This window comes from Sphingomonas sp. CCH9-E2 (assembly GCF_001557215.1).
GTDB lineage: Bacteria > Pseudomonadota > Alphaproteobacteria > Sphingomonadales > Sphingomonadaceae > Sphingomonas.
The window spans coordinates 1-3,022 of the sequence record NZ_LSJM01000337.1 but is presented as its reverse complement, the minus strand read 5'-3'; the positions used below and the strand labels follow the sequence as shown (position 1 = coordinate 3,022).

Annotated in this window: 4 protein-coding genes; all 4 read right to left on the bottom strand. The window is 66.0% G+C overall.

Going from position 1 to position 3,022, the window contains the following annotated elements:
* On the bottom strand, positions 1-861 hold an 861-nt coding region (locus AX681_RS15905), incomplete at its 3' end, for an RNA polymerase factor sigma-54 (protein ID WP_443026348.1).
* A 3-nt stretch (positions 862-864) separates the two neighbouring features.
* Positions 865-1,641, bottom strand: a complete 777-nt coding sequence (gene lptB / locus AX681_RS15900; RefSeq protein WP_066659139.1) for an LPS export ABC transporter ATP-binding protein — start codon at positions 1,639-1,641, stop codon at positions 865-867.
* A gap of 104 nt (positions 1,642-1,745) precedes the next feature.
* The gene (locus AX681_RS15895; protein WP_066659142.1) at positions 1,746-2,222 is read right to left on the bottom strand and encodes an LptA/OstA family protein; all 477 of its coding nucleotides are present in this window, start codon (positions 2,220-2,222) and stop codon (positions 1,746-1,748) included.
* An 82-nt stretch (positions 2,223-2,304) separates the two neighbouring features.
* Entirely contained in the window at positions 2,305-2,946 is a 642-nt protein-coding gene (gene lptC / locus AX681_RS15890) for an LPS export ABC transporter periplasmic protein LptC (protein WP_066659141.1), read from the bottom strand.
* Positions 2,947-3,022 lie beyond the last annotated feature (76 nt).

Genomic DNA, 3,022 nt, shown 5'->3' with positions numbered 1-3,022 from the left:
GGGTACCGGCTCCCCGCCGTAGCGACAGCCGGGCTTGGGATCGTAGCTGCGCAGCTCGCGGATCATGTCCGCCATATCCTCGTCATCGACGCCGCAGATGCGCTTGAGGCGCGCGAGTTCACCGCGCGCGAGCAGGTCGAGATTGGCGATCAGCGCCGCCATGCACGGGTCGTAGCGATCCGCTTCCTTCGCCTGCAGCGCGAGGCATTCGGCAAGGTCGCGCGCGCCGACGCCGGTCGGGTCGAGCGTCTGGATCACCGCCAGCACCGCCTCCACCCGCGCGAGCGGGACGCCGAGCCGCGTGGCGATGTCGAGCAGCGAAGCGGTGAGGTAACCGCACTCGTCGATCTGGTCGATCAGATGCTGGGCGATGAACAGGTCCGCGCCGTCGATCACCGCGCCGATCTGCGCGGTCAGATGGTCAGCGAGGCTGAGATCAGGGGAGGAGAAGCTGTCGAAATCGGGGCCGTCCTCGCCCCCCGCCCCGGTGCCGCCCATGCCGAGGCCCCCATCGAGACCACCGACCGAATCGGCGGCGCTGTCATGATGGAAGGTTTCGGCGGTCATATCGACGTCGAGCGCAGCTTCGCCGGTCGCGTCGCCGGAAGTCAGCAATTCGCTCGAATCCGCCGGACCATCGCGTTCGATGAGCGGTTCGGACGGCTCGCTCGGGTCGGCACCATCGCCGCGCTCGTCATCGCCGCGCGCGGCATCGAGCAGCGGGTTCTTCTCCAGCTCCTCGGCGATGAACGTCTCGATCTCGAGGTTCGACAGCGCGAGCAGCTTGATCGCCTGCTGCAACTGCGGCGTCATCACCAGCGATTGCGACTGGCGCAGATCGAGGCGCGGCGCGAGGCTCATGGACTAAAGCGAGAAGCCCTCGCCCAGATACAGGCGACGGACATTGGCGTCGGCGACCAGATCCTCCGGCGACCCCGCGAACAGCACGCGACCGTCATAGATGATCGACGCGCGATCGACGATGTCGAGGGTCTCGCGGACATTGTGATCGGTGATCAGGACGCCGATGTTACGCGTCTTCAATTCCTTCACCAGATCGCGGATGTCGGCGATCGAGATCGGGTCGATGCCCGCGAACGGTTCGTCGAGCAGCATGATCGACGGGTCGGCGGCGAGTGCGCGGGCGATTTCGGCGCGGCGGCGCTCACCGCCCGACAGCGCCATTGCGGGCGCGTCGCGCAGGCGGGTCAGGCCGAATTCGTCGAGCAGCTTTTCGAGCTTCCCCGCGCGCGCGGTCTTGTCCGGCTCCGACAGTTCGAGCACGGCGGAGATGTTCTTCGCGACTGAAAGACCACGGAAGATCGACGTTTCCTGCGGCAGATAGCCAAGACCCAGGATCGCGCGGCGATACATGGGCAGCGGGGTGATATCGTGCCCGTCGAGCATGATGCGCCCGGCATCGGGCTTTACCAGCCCCATCACCGAATAGAAGCAAGTCGTCTTGCCCGCGCCGTTCGGTCCGAGCAGCCCGACCACCTCACCGCGCCCGACCGTCAGCGACACGTCCGACAGTACGACGCGCTTATCATAGGATTTGGCGATGGACACCACGGCCAGCCCCGATGCGGGCGGGTTGCCCACGTCGACGGTTTCGGGTTCCAGTGTCTCGACGTCTGCCATGCTGCCCTTCCTGATCGCAGGAGATGCTTAGCGAATCCTCACCATCCAGTCACTTGGCAAGTTTTATGCATGGATGCGGGCGACCATCCGCCCCGATGGTCGGATCAGTTGCGGTCGGGAACCGTGAAACGCCCGGTCACGCGTCCGCCCGAACGGACCACGGTGCCGTCCGGTGCGCGGGTCGTACCGACGCCCGAACCGTCGATCGATGCGCGCCCGCTGTCGAGGTCGAGCGTCAGCCGCCCGCCGCTGACGGTGTTGCCGCCCTGGGTCAGCGTGACATTGCCGAGCATGGTGATAACGCGGCGGTTGATGTCGTACACGCCATATTGCGCGCGGGCCGACTGGTCCGGCCGGGTCACGGTGACGCCGCCCGAGGCATCGAAGCGAGAGACCGAGGGCGATCCGTCGATCACTTGGCCCGTATAGTTGACCGTCACGCGCGCGGCGGTGAGCGTCATGTTCGCCTGCTTGATCGTCACCCCGCCCGAGAGAATCGCGCGGTTGGCGCGGTCCTGCAGCTCGATGCTCTGCGCGTCGAAATCGATCGGCGCCTTCGAATCATGGCCGGATTGCCCCATAGCCGCCCCACCGAGCAGGACAGTGGTGGCCAGCGCCGACACAGCGGCGATCAGGAGCGGGCGTGATGTGCGGTGCACCATATCACCTATTTGCGCGCTTGGGATCGATCCGCAAGCGGGCATTGCCTTCTATTTTTACCGTGCGCTTGTCGAGGTCGGCGGTCATCTTGTCGCCGCTGAAGCTGCCGAGCGGCGTGCTGCCCGAGACGTTGCCGGTTCCGGTGAGCTCGCGCGACTTCAGATCGATCGTCGAATCGCGCGTATCGAGACGGTATCCGTCGGAGGTGCGGAACTGGATCGGGCCGTCGACCGCAACCTGTTCGCGCTCCATGTCGTAACGGCCCTTTTCGGCCTTCACCTGGGCCGGGCCGTCGGACAACTGGATTCCCGCGGTCAGATCGTTGAGCTGGACCACCGGCTCAGCCGAGCTTTTCTGCACCGCTGAACCGGCCTGCAGGACGAACGCCTGCCCCTTGGCATCGGCACCGCGATAGCGCGCCGACTGGATACGCAGCCGCTCGCTCGCGACATCGACCTTGTTCTTGTCGAGCATGAACGACACGTCGCCGCCCATGAACAAGGGCGCCATTACCAGAAACGCGCCGAGCACGCCGATCCCGGCGGGCAGGATGCTGAGCAGGGTGCGCACGATCCGGTCATGGCTGCTGCCAGGCCGCGCCCAGCGCTTGCGCCGCGAGCGTTCCTGGACAGCGATCTCAGACATTTTTTGTGACACCTTCGGTGGAACGGCACCGGCCCGCTCCCCCACCCGGCCACCCATAGGATACTGGCGTTGGGTG